Here is a 14,593-nt window from a genome sequence, read left to right as displayed (position 1 = left end):
GCAGTGGGCCTATTAGAACAAATATCTGAATAAAATGCTGTACCCCGCAATGTGTTTAAGAATTATATTATTTTTACCCAAACAGCCACTATGACAAGACATCTTCCCCAGTTGCTCACCCTTTTTAATGTACTCAGCGGATGTATTGCTGTGGTTTTTGCGGTGCTCAATGAATTGCATCTGGCAGCGATCTTTGTAATAATTGGTATTTTCTTCGACTTCTTTGACGGTCTTGCGGCTCGTGCTTTAAATGCACAGAGCGAACTGGGTATACAGCTAGATTCCCTGGCAGATATGATTACCTGCGGACTGGTGCCCGGCATTATAATGTTTCAGCTGCTGGGAATGTCGCAAACGGGAGGTTGGAACATCAACGACTTTAACCCAGCCCTCAGGGAAGGTCCACTGGGATGGGATAGTATATTGCCTTTCGCAGGATTTTTGATTACCCTGGCCTCGGCTTATCGCCTTGCACGGTTTAATATAGATGAAGATCAGGTCACTTCGTTTATTGGCCTCCCGACACCGGCCAATGCCCTCTTAATTATCTCCTTCCCGCTGATTTTATTGTATCAGGGGAACGATGCCCTGAATGAACTCATATTGAACCCCTGGTTTCTCCTGGCAGTAACCTTGTTGAGTTCCTTCCTGCTCAATGCACGGATACCACTGTTTGCACTGAAGTTTAAAACCTGGTCCTTTAAGGACAATGCACTACGCTATACTTTCATTGTGGTTAGCCTGGTATTCCTGATGACAATGAAATTCCTGGCAGTTGCTGCCATAGTGGTTCTTTACATCCTCAGTTCGCTGATATATAAGCCGGGTGTGAAGGTAGATCAGGGGACAGCCGACTAGAAGTTCAGCTTCTTTTTGCGGAGTTCAAAGTTCTGTCCGAGGTACACCTTGCGGACCATCTCATCTTCGGCCAGGTCTTCCGGAATCCCTGATTTAAGGATTCCGCCTTCGAACATCAGGTAAGAACGCTCTGTAATGGCAAGTGTTTCCTGTACGTTGTGGTCGGTGATCAGAATCCCGATATTCTTGTTTTTTAGCTGGGCAACGATTCGTTGAATATCTTCCACTGCAACAGGATCAACACCTGCGAAGGGTTCGTCCAGCAGGATAAATTTAGGGTCTGTTGCCAGTGCCCTGGCAATTTCTGTCCTTCTCCTTTCTCCTCCTGATAGCAGGTCTCCCCGATTTTTGCGGATATGGCTCAAACCAAATTCTTCTATGAGCGACTCCATTTTCATATGCTGCTCCTTCTTGCTGAGGTTAGTCAGCTGAAGTACACTTAAAATATTTTTTTCAATACTCAGTTTCCGGAAAACGGAGGCTTCCTGAGCGAGGTAGCCAATTCCATTCTGAGCCCTTTTGTACATGGGAAATTTAGTGATCTCGGTATCGTCCAAAAAGATCTTACCTCCATTGGGTTTGATCAGTCCTACAATCATGTAAAAACAGGTCGTTTTACCGGCACCATTGGGACCTAATAATCCGACAATTTCCCCCTGGTTTACCTCAAGGGAAATGCCTTTTACAACCCGGCGGCCCCGGTAGGCCTTCATGATATTTTCAGCTCTTAGCTTCATGTTTTCAGCAGGTAAAGCTAATCATATAATCCAGAACAAGACTGCGAATTAACGCAATATTAATGGTTGAGCTTCTCCAGCTCCTCCCAGAATTCATAAGCCCTCCTGAGGTGAGGTACAACTATGGTCCCGCCAACCAGAGTGGCGATTCCCATGGTTTCCATCATTTCTTCCCTGCTTACACCATTCTCATAAGCTTTTTCCAGATGGTACCTCACGCAATCGTCGCACCTTAAAACCGCTGATGCCACTAATCCGAGTAGCTCCTTGGTTTTGACATCCAGGGCACCCTCGGCATAGGCATTGGTGTCCAGATTGAAAATGCGTTTTATGATCTTGTTGTCCGCGGCCAGGATTTTTTCATTCATCCGGGTACGGTACTCATTAAAATCATGAACTTGGTTTGACATCTTTCCTGCGTTGTTTTTCTTCTCTTTTGATTACCACTTTGGAAATATAAATACTTACCTGGTACAGGATCAGGACCGGAACAGCAACTATGATCTGGCTGGCTACATCCGGCGGGGTAATTATCGCCGAAAGAATAAGAACCAGTACCAGTGCAATTTTTCTGTATTTCCTGAGAATCTCTGGTGTTACCAGACCTACTTTGGTAAGAAAATAGATAACTATGGGCAGTTCAAATACAATTCCGCAGGCAATCACAGAGGCCCTTACCGTGGAAATATATGAACTAAGGTCGATATCGTTAAATACCTCGTCGCTAACGGTGTAGCTTCCCAGAAAATTGATAGACAGTGGGGCTACAATATAATAACCAAACAGAACGCCCATAAAGAACAGGAGGGAGGCAATCAGGATGAAGCCCTTGGAGTACTTCCTTTCCTTTTCATAGAGTCCCGGACTAATGAACTTCCACAATTCATAGAGCACATACGGAAACCCAACGATAAAACCAGCCCAGATTGAGGTCCATATGTGTGCCGAGAACTGCCCGGCCATTACACGACTTTGTACCCGGAAAAGGGGTTCATTGCCACAGAAGGCCTCACTGAAACCAAGCATCTTGGAAAGCTTGCAGAATACCCCATAGGTTGGGAAATCTGGCTTCTTTGGGCCAAAGATGATTGTGTCGAATATAAAATCCTTCATCAGGAAGGCCACACAACCAATTATAAGTATGGCCAAAGTGGAGCGGATGAGGTGCCATCGCAATTCCTCCAAATGGTCCAGGAAGGACATTTCGTTAGGGTTAGTTGCTGTCTTTGCCATCAGATAATACCTTCGTTTACGAGGTTGTGTAGATGTACGACCCCCAGGTAGCTTTCCCCTTCCATAACGAGGAGCTGAGAGATCTCATTGTCCTGCATTATTTTAAGGGCTTTAACAGCGAGTACGTCGGATTGTATGACTTTGGGGTTGGAGGTCATAATATCTTTGGCGGTGAGGCCGTTGATATTGTCATATTTGTTCAGCATCCTGCGGATGTCGCCATCGGTAACCACGCCCACTATGTGATCATCCTTCATCACGGCGGTAACACCCAGCATCTTTTCCGAAATTTCCACGATTACCCTTTTTACATCAGTATCCTGGTTAACCATGGGTTTCATGTTGTTTTGTGCTATATCTGCCACCCTGAGGTATAGTCGTTTACCCAGTGTTCCTCCCGGATGGTACTTTGCAAAATCCTTGCTGCTAAAGCCTCGCAGTTCCAACAGGCATATGGCCAGGGCATCACCCATAACTAGTTGTGCGGTAGTGCTTGTTGTGGGTGCCAGGTTGTTAGGGCAGGCTTCCTTTTCCACATAGGTGTTGATCACATAATCGGCTTTTTTGGCCAGAAAAGAATCCATATTGCCGGTCATCCCGATCATACGGTTCTTGCCGTTCTTGATTAATGGTACCAGCATTTTTATTTCAGGTGTATTACCACTTTTCGAAATACAAATCACCACGTCATCTTTCTGTATGGTACCCAAATCACCATGTATGGCGTCTGCCGCATGCATGAAAATAGCCGGAGTTCCCGTAGAATTCAGGGTGGCCACTATTTTGGATGCTATTATGGCACTCTTCCCTATTCCCGATATCACTACCCGTCCTCTTGAATTGCGGATGCAGTTCACAGCATTGACAAAGTCATCATCGATGTACTGGGATAGGTTGTGAATGGCATCGCCTTGCGTTGCGAGGGTATTTTTCGCCAGGGAAACTATGGCTTTGCTGTCCTTCAATTGCGCTTGGAATTAGCTGATTTTGTTTTAAGAATTTGTTTAAATAAATAAACAGTTTCTAAAAGAATGTGTTATCTTTAAAAAACAAAATTAAATAAACTTTACGGAATCGCTGATTAAATTAACAGCACCGACAACAATTCTATCTACCTGCCGATTAATTAAGAGGAATCTTTAGAGAACAGAATAAGGAAGTTGCACCCCGCAACTGGAAGCAATTGATAAAGGAATGCATTTGAAAGAGTTGGATTTGCGTGCTTCTTTAAAGAAGTATTTCGGTTTTTCCAGTTTTAAAGGATTACAGGAAGAAGTCATTACCAGTGTGGTCAATGGAGAAAACACCTTCGTGATCATGCCCACTGGCGGAGGTAAGTCACTTTGCTACCAGTTGCCTGCCCTCATCCTGGAAGGTACAGCTATTGTGGTTTCCCCCCTCATTGCCTTGATGAAGAACCAGGTAGATTCCATTCGTGGGGTTTCCGCACACAAGGGAGTAGCGCATGTACTCAATTCCTCGCTTACCAAGTCTGATGTGAAACTGGTCAAGGAAGATATCCGCAACGGGCTTACCAAATTGTTGTATGTGGCCCCGGAATCCCTTACCAAGGCAGATTATGTGGATTTCCTCAAATCGGTACCCCTTTCTTTTGTGGCTGTTGATGAAGCGCATTGTATATCGGAATGGGGGCACGATTTCCGGCCGGAATACCGCAACCTGAGAAATATCATCAATCGCCTCGGAGACAATATTCCAATTGTTGGCCTTACCGCCACTGCAACCCCCAAGGTGCAGGAAGATATCATCAAAAATTTAGGTATCGGGGATGCCAAGGTCTACAAGTCTTCCTTTAACCGACCCAATTTATTTTATGAGGTGCGTCCCAAGACCAAAAATGTGGATGCAGACATTATACGATTTATCAAGAAGAATGCAGGTAAGTCCGGCATTGTTTACTGCCTGAGCCGCAAACGTGTCGAGGAACTGGCCCAGGTGCTGCAGGTAAACGGTATTAGCGCTGTTCCTTATCACGCAGGTTTTGATGCCAAAACACGTTCCCGCTATCAGGATATGTTCCTTATGGAAGAGGTAGATGTGGTTGTGGCTACCATAGCTTTTGGTATGGGAATAGACAAGCCCGATGTTCGTTTTGTGATTCATCATGACATCCCAAAAAGCATCGAAAGCTATTATCAGGAGACCGGTCGTGCAGGTCGCGATGGTGGAGAAGGACATTGCCTGGCCTTTTACGCCTATAAGGATATTGAAAAACTGGAAAAATTCATGTCCGGCAAACCAGTTGCCGAACAGGAAATTGGAAATGCGCTATTGCAGGAAATCGTAGCTTATGCGGAGACCTCTATATCCAGGAGGAAGTTCATTCTACATTATTTCGGCGAAGAATTTGATGAAGTTAATGGCGAGGGGGCAGACATGGACGACAATTCCCGTAATCCCAAAGAAAAACTGGAAGCCAGGGATGAACTCCTCAAACTCCTGCAGGTGGTTCAGGGAACCAGCGAGAAGTTCAAAGCCAAGGAGATCGTGCTCTCCCTGACCGGGGGCACCAACGCCCTTATCTCCTCCCATAAAACCAATGAAAAACCCTTTTTCGGGATTGGCAAGGATAAAGACAAGTCTTTTTGGATGGCCCTGATACGGCAGGTTCTGGTGGCAGGTTTGCTCAGAAAAGAGATCGAACAATACGGTATACTGCATCTAACGGAATCAGGCAGGAAATTTCTGGAGGAACCGACCTCCTTTTCCATGACGCTCGATCATGTTTATGATGATGAGAATGACAATACCATAGTCAAGTCCGCGCGAAGTGGGGGAGTAGCGGATGAACGACTCCTTAAGCTGCTTAAACAACTCCGAAAGGAGGAGGCCCACAAACAGGATGTTCCGCCCTTTGTGGTTTTCCAGGAACCTTCCCTTGAGGATATGGCCTTAAAATATCCGGTTTCTATGTCGGAGCTGGTCAATATACATGGCGTAAGTGAAGGCAAGGCCAGGAAATACGGTCAGCCTTTCATTGATCTGATAGACCGCTATGTGAAGGAGCATGATGTTACCCGTCCGGATGACCTAGTGGTAAAAAGTACGGGTGCAAATTCAGGCTTAAAGCTTTACATCATCCAGAACGTGGATCGCAAACTCCCACTGGACGATATTGCCTCGGCCAAGGGGCTGGAGCTTGGTGAACTGGTTAAGGAGATGGAGCAGATTGTATACAGCGGAACAAGGCTCAATTTACAATATTGGATTGATGAGATCCTGGATGAAGACCAGCAGGAAGAGATCCATGAATATTTTCTGGATGCCGAAACTGACGATATAGAAGCGGCACTGGAGGAGTTTGAAGGTGAATATGAAGATGAGGAACTGCGCCTGTACCGGCTCAAATTTATGAGCGAGGTAGCTCACTAGTAGCACTCACAAAAAGAAAAATAAAACCCCCGATTTCGGGGGTTTTTCTTTAAAAGTTCCAGTTTCCTTCCAAACCTATAAGGGCAATTATGGCCCCGAAATAGAGTATGAAGAATATAAGCGTGACCAGGGAAAGTCCCAGGCCAATGTAAGACAGGATTTTACCAGTTTTTACGCTTTCGTAGCCGGTATACGCCCCCGGGTTGGCTTTATACAGACGTTCTGCTTTGTTAACGTTGCTCAACCCTATAATGCTGAAAATAGCCGCAAATGGCCCGCAGCATACCAGGGCGCCCACAATAGAAATGATTCCCATGGTAAGGGCGGTGCTTGCACCGGGTAATGATTGTTGCTCCATCGTAATTAATTTAGATACTATTCTTCAATGCCCCATTGTTCCATAATCTCACGCGACTGTTCCATCATTGCATCCCAGCCACCCATGGACTGGATTTGATATATGGTCCATATCAGGTACAATACGCCTATTACAAGTCCTATTATCGCCATGATCTTTGCGGTCTTAAGCTGACTGTAATTCGAATAGCCTTCAGGGTTTTCGCGATATTTGCGTTCATCGGACCGGACCAGGATAAGGCCTATTCCAGACAGGATGATTGCAGGTACACCATAGATGCAACAGCACAGATAGGAAATGATTGCGAGTACAATAACAATGATTACATTAGGAAGTTTTTGTTGTTCCATTTTTTGGTCAGTTAATTAGTTGAATTAAGAAGTTACCCAGGATAAATGCCACGGAGGTAATCATTAGGGCGATACTAATTTTGTTGGCGTGTTTTATCTTGAAAAAAACATCTATAAAAAGAAAGCCAAATAAAGCCATAATGGGGTAAATAGCCGGATACATAAGGAAGGCAGCGTAGAATTCACCTTGAAAGATCAGGGATACTGATCGCTGAATCCCACACCCGGGGCATGGCATGCCCAGAAGCTGTTTGCTCAGGCAGGGCAGCATATAGTCCTCAAGTACCAGACTGAAAAGCGGCATGGTTGGGTGTGTTGGTTACCGAAAAATACTATTATTTTTATGGAATGAAAATAAAACCACCCTTTTATTTGCTGCTTATAATCCTGGGCGGTATCCTCATTGGTTTTGGAGGTAAGTTCATGCGGAATGAATATGCCATGATACTGGGCATTGTGCTGCTTATGTTCGGGATTTACAAAACCTCTACAAGTTGGTCAAAGGGTGAGGATAAAAAGGAGGAATGATGCGTTTTGAACCGGGAGATAGGGTAGAAACCCTGGATGATGTGCTAACAGGTAGGGTAACTGCTGTAGAGGGAGATCAGGTTACAATTGAAACGGAATCGGGATTCCCTATGGTACTTCCGGCTTCTGCCCTGATTAAAATACCGGGCAAGGATGTTATTAGGGTAAGCAACCACGAAGCCGCCATGGTCAAGCGCGTTAAGGAGGAAATCCAGGATAAGAAAAAGATCACCCCAAAGGCGAAAGACCGGAATGCCCCTAAAATGGAAGTGGACCTTCATATCCACCAACTTGTCCCCTCAACCAAAGGTATGAGCAATTACGATATGCTTAACCTGCAACTGGAAACAGCCAAAAGACAACTGGAATTTGCCATGAGGAAACGCATTCAGAAGGTTGTGTTTATCCATGGTAAAGGAGCTGGTGTTTTGGAGGAAGAACTCAAATACCTGTTTGGACGCTATGACAACGTAAAACATTATGATGCAGACTACAGGAAATATGGCCTGGGTGCTACTGAGGTTTACATATTCCAGAATCCCAAATAAGCCTACTCCTGCGTAGTTATTGTGCCAAAGTCCTCAATCTGGGTGTTGGTAATCCGTTCTCCTCTGCTGTTTACAAGTGTAACTCCGCCAAGCTTTATGGTGTGCTCATAAAGCGTTGTATCTGTGGCTGATTGTATGGTAGTAATAAGAACCTCTCCTGCCTCGGCAAGAATTTCTTCACGAACACTGGGTGTGGCCGGAGGAATATCATCACAAAAGTAGCTTTTGTTTACCCCCTCCGTAAAAAGCCTGTAAATGAGGCTAGACTGGGAGGGGAAGCTGCTTCGTATGGTGTCTGTTGATGCCTGGTTCTGAAGCAATCCGGATTGCAATTCCAGGATCAGGGCTTCATCGTCATTTATTTTAAAGAAAATGGTGCTGTTAACTGTGGCCTGGGTTTCACAAAATTGCAGGGAGGCACTATCAAAATCTATGACATCAATTTCAAGTTCACCATCGCCGCAGGCATTCAGCATGACAAAAAGAAACAGGAGAAATGTTTTTTTCATATTCCAAAGGTAAATTAAAATGCCGGGAAATCCCTATTGTGTGGTTTTCAAAATAAACCTGTAACTCTGCAAAAATCCTTACTTTTACGCTCCCTTTTGACCAAGATATCAATTGATGCAGAAAGTATACCTGGACAATGCCGCAACCACCCAGGTGCGACAGGAAGTAATTGACAGAATGCAGGAGGCACTGGCGACCTGTTATGGAAACCCCTCGTCAACGCACGCCTTTGGTAGGACTGCAAAGACAGGCATTGAGCAGGCTCGTAAAACGATTGCCAGGTACCTGAATGCTCACCCCTCTGAAATTATCTTCACCTCCGGGGGTACAGAGGCAGACAACATGATTTTGCGCTCTTCTGTTCGCGATTTGGGCGTGAAAACCATTATTACCACCAAAATTGAACATCATGCCGTTTTGCATACGGCTGAGGCCCTGTCTCAGGAGTATGGTATACGGTTGGATTTTGTAAAGCTGGATGCATCTGGAAATCCGGATCTGGATCATCTTGAACAACTTTTGAAGCGGGACGGATCCAGGAAACTGGTTAGCCTGATGCATATTAACAACGAAATAGGGAATAAGATTGATGTGGTTGCGATTGCGGCATTGTGCAGGGATAATGACGCCTTGTTCCATTCGGATACGGTACAGTCCATAGGGCACTTTAGTTGGGATGTTGAGGAAATACCTATTGATTTTATGGCTGCCGCTGCGCATAAATTCCATGGGCCCAAAGGAGTGGGTTTTGCTTTTATCCGCAAGAATACAGGTTTAAAACCATTGATCATGGGAGGTTCTCAGGAGCGAGGGTACCGCGCCGGCACTGAGGCTTACCACAATATTGTGGGGCTGGAGGCAGCGTTTATTGCCGCTTATGAAAACCTCGAAGAAGAGACTGCCTACATCAGCGACCTGAAGAGGTATTTTTTACAGCGTATCCAGGAAATCCCAGGAATAGCTTTTAACGGCTATTCCGGTGATATGGAGAAAAGTACTTACACACTGGTCAATATGCGTCTGCCTTTTGATGAACAGAAGTCCCTGATGCTTTTGTTTCATCTGGACCTCAAGGGTATAGCCTGTTCCAAAGGCAGTGCCTGCCAGTCCGGTAGTGAGGGAGGATCACATGTACTGTCAGAAATCCTCGATGATGAAGAGCTTAAGAAACCTTCACTCCGGGTATCTTTTTCCAAATATAATTCCAGAGAAGAAATTGACTATCTGGTGGATGTGTTAAAGGAATTCGCAGCGGGTTAAGTGCGTTTGCGGGTCTTTTTTCGCTCTTTGTCGTAAGGGAAGCGCCGGGTCATTTTCTTCATCATTTTATCGATGAGGTCCGTAGTATTCCTGCCTGATTTTTTGGTGATTTCATTTTCGTATTTCCAGAGCAATTTACCCGTTTTTCCATCGCTGATCTTGATCCCGATCCTCCCGTAATTAGCATCCCCCAATAGGTAGTCTAAAAAGCTTACCTCATCGGAAACCCCACGGGATAGAAGCACATTCAGGTCAATGTTGCCACTGACAATGCCATCTACCTGGAGGATCTCGCTCAATTGTTTGATGGTATAGGTGTCAATATTGCTATAGTTGATGTTATTTTGGGCCAGCAGAGCATTGGTATTCTCAACATTTTGAAATTCCACTGAGAATTTCTTCTTCTTTTTTCCCCTTCCAAAATAGGTCTCCAATGCATCCTGCACGGCCTTACCTTCCAATTCCTCCAGTCTGCCGAGTTCTTCTTTGGAGAGTTCCTGTTCCAGGTCCAGATTGGCAAAAAATGGGATTATGGCCAGTGTAGAATGTTCTGCGCTTAGTTCATCAAAACGAACACTTTCGTATATGTCTTTTTGTCCCCAAAGTTGCAGGGAGGCAAAAACAAAAAGGATAATCAGGTATTTTCTCATTTTCATTAAAATCGCATTCGAACAATGACGTTCAGAACGCGGGATGTCATAAAATTAGGTACGGCATACTGCTGTTTGCTGTCCACGTCACGCACCCAGGTATTGGTAATGGAATTCTGATTGTTAAACAGGTTATAGATTTCAAAACCCACAATGAGGCTTTCTATACCACTCAACCAGTGCCCATTAGGGTGCCTGTTGTTCTCGTCAACAAAAATATGGGAAATTCCCAGATCGGCCCGCCTGTAATCTCTTAATCTATTCTGAAAATTATAGGGATCTGCGTAACTGGGAGAGCCTCCGGGCATTCCTGTACTGTACACCAGGTTAAGATACATCCTGAAATTTGGTAAATTGGGTATATAGTCCTCGAAAAGCAGACCTGCTTTGAAACGCTGGTCTGTAGGCCTGGAAATAAACCCCCGGTTGTTCCTGTTTTCTTCAGTTCTCAAGAACCCGAGGCTGAGCCAGGATTCGGTGCCAGGCACGAAAGCCCCGTTTAAACGGAAGTCCAATCCATAGGCAAAGGCCTCAGCATTATTGTTGGCCTCATATCTTATGCGCACATCCTCCAGGGTATATGCATTAACCCTGCTCAGGGATTTGTAATAGGCTTCACTGCTAAGGTTGAAGGGCCTGTTCCAAAGCCTGAAACTATACTCATTACCCAGAATGAAGTGCAGGGATTTCTGAGCCCGGACCTCTGGTTGCAGCGTTCCGTCCAGAGCCCTCAACTCCCTGTAAAAGGGGGGCTGCTGGTATAGCCCAACGGCCATTCGGAAAAGCATGTCCTGCTTCCACTGGGGCTTTATGCCAAACTGCAGTCTGGGGCTGAATATAAGTTGATCTGTAACTGGGAAACCTTCCCCTTTGGTATTCCAGTATTGGGCACGCAGGCCGATATTATAATAGAATTCGGTGTTTCGCCAATTCGATCGGTTGCTGAATTGCAAATAAGAAAGTACCCGGTGGGTGCTGGAGGAATTCCGGGCACTTACTCCTTCAAAAGGAAGAATTGGACCGTTAAAAGGATCTTCAGGTTGATTGTTAGGCGACCCGGATCCGGGAGGTCTGATAAAAATACCCAGGGAATCCAAAAACTCGGATTCCCTCAGCTGGTCCCTGAAATCTTCGTATTGATATTGAAGCCCCCAGGTTAATTCCTTTGCCTGATGGCTTAATTTACCCTTGTGACCGAGCCTCATTACCAGTGCATCCAGGATATTCCGTGCCCTGTTAAACTGAGTGCCAATCCCTCGCGAAGACGTTACTTCTCCAAAAGTATCGCTGCCCAGATCGGTGTCCACTTGGCCCAGCTCGTACTGTGCAATTACATCGGAGAATTCTTCCTCTATTGCGTGGTATGCAGACGCGGTAAGGCTAAGCCTGAGGGAATCACTGGGCATAAAATCTGCCTTGATAGATCCCTGAATGGTAGTGTATTTGTTTTGTTCATTCCCCTGGAAGAAAACGATTAATGCAAGGGGCTGATCAATGGTCCCAAAATTGGTTTGTCTGGAGAGTGGTTCGTTGCGGTAATTGTTCACCGCCAGGTTCCCAAGGAAATTCAAATGGAATTTATCGTTAAACCTGTAGTTGAGGTATGACTGCAAATCTATAAAACTGGGATTGAAATTTGTTCGGGTTTGCTGACTATTCACCAACAGGCTGTTATCCCGGTAGCGGAGTCCGGTGATCTGGCTGAATTTCCTGTCTTTGGAACGACTTTCCACAGTGGCACTGCCGCCCAGCAAGCTTCCTTCCAGCTGAAGGCCAAAGCTGGAAGGAGCCTTGTACGTAATGTCCAGTACAGAGGATAGCCGGTCTCCGTATCTGGCCTGGAAGCCTCCAGCCGAAAACGACAGCTCTGAGACCATATTGCTGTTTACCACTCCAAGGCCTTCCTGCTGGGCTGAGCGTATTAGAAAGGGGCGGTATATTTCAATGCCATTGATGTAGATTAAATTTTCATCGTAATTGCCTCCCCTTACTGCGTATTGCGTACTGAGCTCATTGTTGGACCCCACCCCAGGCAGCAACTTTAGCACATTGGCTATGCCGGCATTGGCGCCCGGGATCAACCTGGCCGTTTCTGGCGAAAGGGTGGTGATTCCCTGTAATTGTTTTTCCCCTGTTGGCGTAACCACCACTTCGTCTATTTGAAGTGAATTTGCCTTCATCACCGGGTTAAACACAAAGGTTTCGTTTGTGGTTAAAATGAGGTTCTCCAGGATAACATCTTCATGACCCAGGTGAGTAAACCTGATTGTAACTTCTGTATCGGCGGTGATTTCCAGGAGGTAAAAGCCATTGTTGTCTGTTGCAGTGCCCTGCTGTGTGGTGTTAATATTAACATTGACCAGCGGACGCCGGTCTTCGCCCAGTACTATTCCTGTGATGGTAGCCTTTTGGGCCAGTAATGAGAGAGGCAGTACGCAGAGGAGCCAGAAAAGAATACGTCTGATCAAAGGGTTATCTTCTGAAGAAACTACTGCTAAAGGTAGTCGAATTCCCGGCATTATCGGTAACAACGACTTCCAGCTGACATTGCTTTTTGTCGAGTATCACATCGTCAAAATTGTAGGTAAGGGTGCTGGTCTTAGGTTCATATTCCATCAGGATCCATTCTCCGTTCAGGGTAGCTTTGTAGGAATTGATCCCGCTTAGGTCATCAGAGATCCGCAAGCTTAGGTAACGGTAATTCGTTAGCCATTGTTTTGGCTTGAAATTTCTGGGTCGGATCTTTGGGGGAACCGTATCCTGGGCCATAGTATAAGTGCCGAGTATCCGGGTCCTTGTGGAGAAGGAAGTGCCATTTTTGTAGGTGTTCATATACTGCGGCTTTCCATCCTTGTCCAGATGAGCGATAAATAAATTTTGTCTTTCCTCCGGTGAAAAACCTGAGGCATCAAAGGCTATGGTAAAGTTTTTATGCGCAGGAACCCTATTGTTATGTATCCTTACCGTGTCCTGGCCGGGTTGCAGGTCTAGATAAAAGTCCTTGTAGAAAGTATTCTCCGGGAAATATACCCTGGCTATACCCAGGTCATAGTTATTGGGTTTGTCGCTTTTCAGGAAATACGGGGTGCGATTTTGCTCTGATTTCCTGACCAGGGGCTCCCTGACGCCTTCAACAGGGATAATTACCCTGATTGTGTTCCCTTCAAGGTCTTTGATGTCGATTTCCACATTGTAGGTCAACCCCTCTTTAACCTCAATTTTGCCATCATTATAAAGTGTTTCATAGATGCTTAATTTGTTTCCGGGAGCTTTAAAACACTGTTGTATCCGTTGTTTGTTCCTGCCAAAATAGGCGTAATCGATCAGCGTGTTGATATAACGTGTTTCGGAAAAGGAAAAAGAATCAAAGTCAAAATCCGTGTAAACCTTTCCGTTAACCCTTTGTTCTATAGCAAAAACACCATTTTTATTGGCAGCAAGATCCTGGCGGTCAAAAGCATTTACGCCAAAACCTATGGTGCCCAGGGCATTTACCTTCTCGGCGAGATACGTCCCGTCTGCCTGCTTGCTGTAGCTTAGCTGTACCCGCTCGTTACTCTGGTTGACTTGTGCCTGTTCGGAAAGTGGATACGCGTGCAGACTTACCAGGCTTGGGTTGGTGGCATCACGGACTTCCAGGCCATATAAAAGGGGATTTGTAGGTTTTTCATTTACACTGTTCCGGATTTCGAAATGCAAATGTGGCCCTGAAGATCCTCCTGTATTGCCCGTATATGCCACGATGCTGTCTTTATTTACTTTGATCTCGCCAAAATCAGGGAAGATCTCAACTTCATAAGATTGTTTCTGGTACTGTACTTGTTTTACAAACTGTTCGATCTCAGGGGCAAATTTTTGCAAGTGTGCATAAACCGAAGTGTAACCGTTGGGATGTGCAATATATAGGGCTTTGCCATAACCCCAATGAGAAATCTTGATCCGGGTTACTGTTCCGTCTGCTATCGCATAAACAGGGAGGCCCTGCCGCTGCTGTGTTTTAATATCGATCCCTGAATGAAAATGATTGGAACGCAGTTCACCGAAGGTTCCCGCCAGGATTAGGGGTATGTCCAGTGGTGGCCTGAAGACCTCTTTGGGGTATGGCGACTGACCAAGCAGCAGTTGAAAAGATAGCAGGAATAGTACAATAGCCGGTACTCTCATAGTA

The 14,593-nt window shown here is 45.5% G+C and carries 16 protein-coding genes; 5 read left to right on the top strand and 11 right to left on the bottom strand.

The features are described from left to right. Positions 1-90: 90 nt before the first annotated feature. On the top strand, positions 91-858 hold the full coding sequence (locus OO016_RS10585; protein WP_266013449.1) for a CDP-alcohol phosphatidyltransferase family protein: 768 nt from the start codon (positions 91-93) through the stop codon (positions 856-858). On the opposite strand, the gene lptB is transcribed toward OO016_RS10585, so the two are convergent. Genes lptB through OO016_RS10565 form a run of 4 tightly spaced genes read right to left on the bottom strand, consistent with a single transcriptional unit; the run spans position 855 to position 3,793 of the window. Further along, complete coding sequence (gene lptB / locus OO016_RS10580; RefSeq protein WP_266013446.1) at positions 855-1,595, bottom strand: LPS export ABC transporter ATP-binding protein; 741 nt, start codon at positions 1,593-1,595, stop codon at positions 855-857. The genes OO016_RS10585 and lptB overlap by 4 nt on opposite strands. A gap of 59 nt (positions 1,596-1,654) precedes the next feature. Continuing rightward, positions 1,655-2,005: a carboxymuconolactone decarboxylase family protein gene (locus tag OO016_RS10575; protein WP_266013444.1), complete on the bottom strand. Its 351-nt coding sequence runs from the start codon at positions 2,003-2,005 to the stop codon at positions 1,655-1,657. Continuing rightward, entirely contained in the window at positions 1,986-2,828 is an 843-nt protein-coding gene (gene tatC / locus OO016_RS10570) for a twin-arginine translocase subunit TatC (RefSeq protein ID WP_266013441.1), read from the bottom strand. The genes OO016_RS10575 and tatC overlap by 20 nt, the downstream gene beginning before the upstream one ends. After that, a complete protein-coding gene (locus tag OO016_RS10565) occupies positions 2,828-3,793 on the bottom strand; it encodes a KpsF/GutQ family sugar-phosphate isomerase (RefSeq protein ID WP_266013439.1) in 966 nt (321 codons plus the stop codon). The genes tatC and OO016_RS10565 overlap by 1 nt, the downstream gene beginning before the upstream one ends. A 229-nt stretch (positions 3,794-4,022) precedes the next feature. Between OO016_RS10565 and OO016_RS10560 the strand changes: the two genes are divergently transcribed. Continuing rightward, positions 4,023-6,221: a RecQ family ATP-dependent DNA helicase gene (locus tag OO016_RS10560; RefSeq protein WP_266013437.1), complete on the top strand. Its 2,199-nt coding sequence runs from the start codon at positions 4,023-4,025 to the stop codon at positions 6,219-6,221. A gap of 49 nt (positions 6,222-6,270) precedes the next feature. Here the strand turns inward: OO016_RS10560 and OO016_RS10555 are convergent, their stop codons facing one another. The 3 genes from OO016_RS10555 to OO016_RS10545 are packed head-to-tail and all read right to left on the bottom strand — an operon-like array spanning position 6,271 to position 7,233. Continuing rightward, on the bottom strand, positions 6,271-6,579 hold the full coding sequence (locus OO016_RS10555; protein ID WP_266013435.1) for a CCC motif membrane protein: 309 nt from the start codon (positions 6,577-6,579) through the stop codon (positions 6,271-6,273). 17 nt (positions 6,580-6,596) lie between these two features. Beyond that, the gene (locus tag OO016_RS10550; RefSeq protein ID WP_266013433.1) at positions 6,597-6,929 is read right to left on the bottom strand and encodes a CCC motif membrane protein; all 333 of its coding nucleotides are present in this window, start codon (positions 6,927-6,929) and stop codon (positions 6,597-6,599) included. 7 nt (positions 6,930-6,936) lie between these two features. After that, a complete protein-coding gene (locus tag OO016_RS10545; protein ID WP_266013432.1) occupies positions 6,937-7,233 on the bottom strand; it encodes a DUF2752 domain-containing protein in 297 nt (98 codons plus the stop codon). A 44-nt stretch (positions 7,234-7,277) separates the two neighbouring features. On the opposite strand from OO016_RS10545, the gene OO016_RS10540 reads away from it, so the two are divergent. Both OO016_RS10540 and OO016_RS10535 read left to right on the top strand, forming a co-directional pair. Continuing rightward, positions 7,278-7,457 (top strand): hypothetical protein, encoded by a 180-nt coding sequence (locus OO016_RS10540; protein ID WP_266013430.1) that lies wholly within the window; start codon positions 7,278-7,280, stop codon positions 7,455-7,457. Next, positions 7,454-8,005, top strand: a complete 552-nt coding sequence (locus tag OO016_RS10535) for a DUF8465 domain-containing protein (protein WP_266013427.1) — start codon at positions 7,454-7,456, stop codon at positions 8,003-8,005. Before OO016_RS10540 ends, OO016_RS10535 begins: the two co-directional genes overlap by 4 nt. 2 nt (positions 8,006-8,007) lie before the next feature. On the opposite strand, the gene OO016_RS10530 is transcribed toward OO016_RS10535, so the two are convergent. Further along, the gene (locus OO016_RS10530; RefSeq protein WP_266013425.1) at positions 8,008-8,514 is read right to left on the bottom strand and encodes a hypothetical protein; all 507 of its coding nucleotides are present in this window, start codon (positions 8,512-8,514) and stop codon (positions 8,008-8,010) included. A 115-nt stretch (positions 8,515-8,629) separates the two neighbouring features. Here OO016_RS10530 and OO016_RS10525 point away from each other — a divergent pair, with 115 nt between their 5' ends. Beyond that, on the top strand, positions 8,630-9,775 hold the full coding sequence (locus OO016_RS10525) for a cysteine desulfurase family protein (protein ID WP_266013422.1): 1,146 nt from the start codon (positions 8,630-8,632) through the stop codon (positions 9,773-9,775). On the opposite strand, the gene OO016_RS10520 is transcribed toward OO016_RS10525, so the two are convergent. The 3 genes from OO016_RS10520 to OO016_RS10510 are packed head-to-tail and all read right to left on the bottom strand — an operon-like array spanning position 9,772 to position 14,589. After that, positions 9,772-10,425 carry a hypothetical protein gene (locus OO016_RS10520; RefSeq protein ID WP_266013881.1) on the bottom strand — a complete coding sequence of 218 codons (654 nt, stop codon included), beginning with the start codon at positions 10,423-10,425 and terminating at the stop codon, positions 9,772-9,774. The two genes, OO016_RS10525 and OO016_RS10520, sit on opposite strands and share 4 nt — an antisense overlap. 5 nt (positions 10,426-10,430) lie before the next feature. Next, on the bottom strand, positions 10,431-12,893 hold the full coding sequence (locus tag OO016_RS10515) for a TonB-dependent receptor (protein WP_369413847.1): 2,463 nt from the start codon (positions 12,891-12,893) through the stop codon (positions 10,431-10,433). Positions 12,894-12,897: 4 nt separating this feature from the next. After that, positions 12,898-14,589, bottom strand: a complete 1,692-nt coding sequence (locus tag OO016_RS10510; RefSeq protein ID WP_266013418.1) for a M23 family metallopeptidase — start codon at positions 14,587-14,589, stop codon at positions 12,898-12,900. Between the last annotated feature and the right edge of the window lie 4 nt (positions 14,590-14,593).

Origin of the sequence: Lentiprolixibacter aurantiacus (assembly GCF_026241225.1) — a bacterium.
Taxonomy (GTDB): Bacteria; Bacteroidota; Bacteroidia; order Flavobacteriales; family Flavobacteriaceae; genus Lentiprolixibacter; species Lentiprolixibacter aurantiacus.
Note: the sequence above shows the minus strand (reverse complement) of the source record. Positions and strands in the feature narration are given on the sequence as shown.